2 protein-coding genes are annotated in these 1,401 nt (G+C 67.0%); both read left to right on the top strand.

What is annotated here, in order from left to right:
* The coding region (locus ACIQC5_RS24235; protein ID WP_400287775.1) for a cupin domain-containing protein at positions 1-1,005 on the top strand (1,005 nt) is incomplete at its 5' end.
* The coding region (locus ACIQC5_RS24230; protein WP_400287773.1) for a fumarylacetoacetate hydrolase family protein at positions 1,002-1,401 on the top strand (400 nt) is incomplete at its 3' end. The genes ACIQC5_RS24235 and ACIQC5_RS24230, both read left to right, overlap by 4 nt.

Here is a 1,401-nt window from a genome sequence, read left to right as displayed (position 1 = left end):
CCGTTGTGGACGGAGATCGGTGACCTGATGCCGATGGTCCCCACCCCAAAAGCCGTCGCCCATGTGTGGCGTTGGAATGATTTGTACCCGCTGGCCGCCCGTGCCGGGGACCTCGTACCGGTAGGCCGCGGCGGTGAGCGCCGGGCCATTGCCCTCGCGAACCCCGGCCTTGCGGGCGCACCGTACGCGACCCCGACGTTGTGGGCAGCGATCCAGTACCTCGGCCCGCACGAGGTCGCCCCCGAGCACCGGCACTCCCAGAACGCCTTCCGTTTCGTCGTCGAAGGTGAAGGCGTCTGGACGGTGGTGAACGGGGACCCCGTGGCGATGCGTCGCGGTGACTTCCTGCTTACCCCGGGCTGGAACTTCCACGGCCACCACAACGACACCGACCAGCCCATGGCCTGGATCGACGGGCTCGACATCCCGTTCGTGCACTACGCCGATGCCGGGTTCTTCGAGTTCGGCACCGAACGCGTCACCGACGAAGCCACCCCGGACATCTCCCGCTCCGAACGTCTCTGGGCACACCCCGGCCTCCGCCCCCTCTCCGGCCTCGATGACACCACCAACTCCCCCATCGCCGCTTACCGCTGGGAACACACCGACGCCGCCCTCCGCGAACAACTCCTCCTGGAAGACGAAGGCCACCCGGCCACCGTGTCCCAGGGCCACGCCGCCATCCGGTACTCAAACCCCACCACCGGTGGGGACGTCATGCCCACCATCCGCGCCGAGTTCCACCGCCTCCGTCCCGGCGCCACCACCGAACCGCTCCGCGAGGTCGGCTCCAGTGTCTGGCAGGTCTTCGAAGGCACCGGCACCGTCGTGTTGAACGGCGAAACCAAGCACCTGGCCAAGGGCGACCTCTTCGTGGTCCCGTCCTGGCAGGAATGGTCCCTGCAGGCCGAAACAGAGTTCGATCTGTTCCGTTTCAGCGACGCCCCCATCTTCGAACGCCTCAACTTCAACCGCAGCTACACCGAAGGACGCAAGAAAGCATGAGACTCCTCACCCTCCGCACCGAAACCGCCACAGGCAAAGGCACCGTGGCCGTCCGCCAGGACGGCGACACCCTCACCGAAATCCCCGGCTTCGCCGACGTCGGCGCGCTGCTGGCCGACCCCGCCTGGGAAGAGAAAGCGAAGGCGGCCAACGGCGCAACGCACGCGCTCGACGGCGCCGACCTCGCCGCCGTCGTGCCCGCACCGGGGAAGATCATCTGCGTGGGCCACAACTACCGAAACCACATCAAGGAAATGGGCCGGGAAATCCCCGAGTACCCCACCCTGTTCGCGAAGTACCAGGAATCCCTGATCGGCCCGAACGACGACCTGGCGTTGCCGCAGGAATCGGACACCGTGGACTGGGAAGCCGAACTCGCCGTGATCATCGGCAAGA

The organism is Paenarthrobacter sp. NPDC092416, from assembly GCF_044755025.1.
Taxonomy (GTDB): Bacteria; Actinomycetota; Actinomycetes; order Actinomycetales; family Micrococcaceae; genus Arthrobacter.
This window is presented reverse-complemented; position numbering and strand designations above follow the sequence as displayed.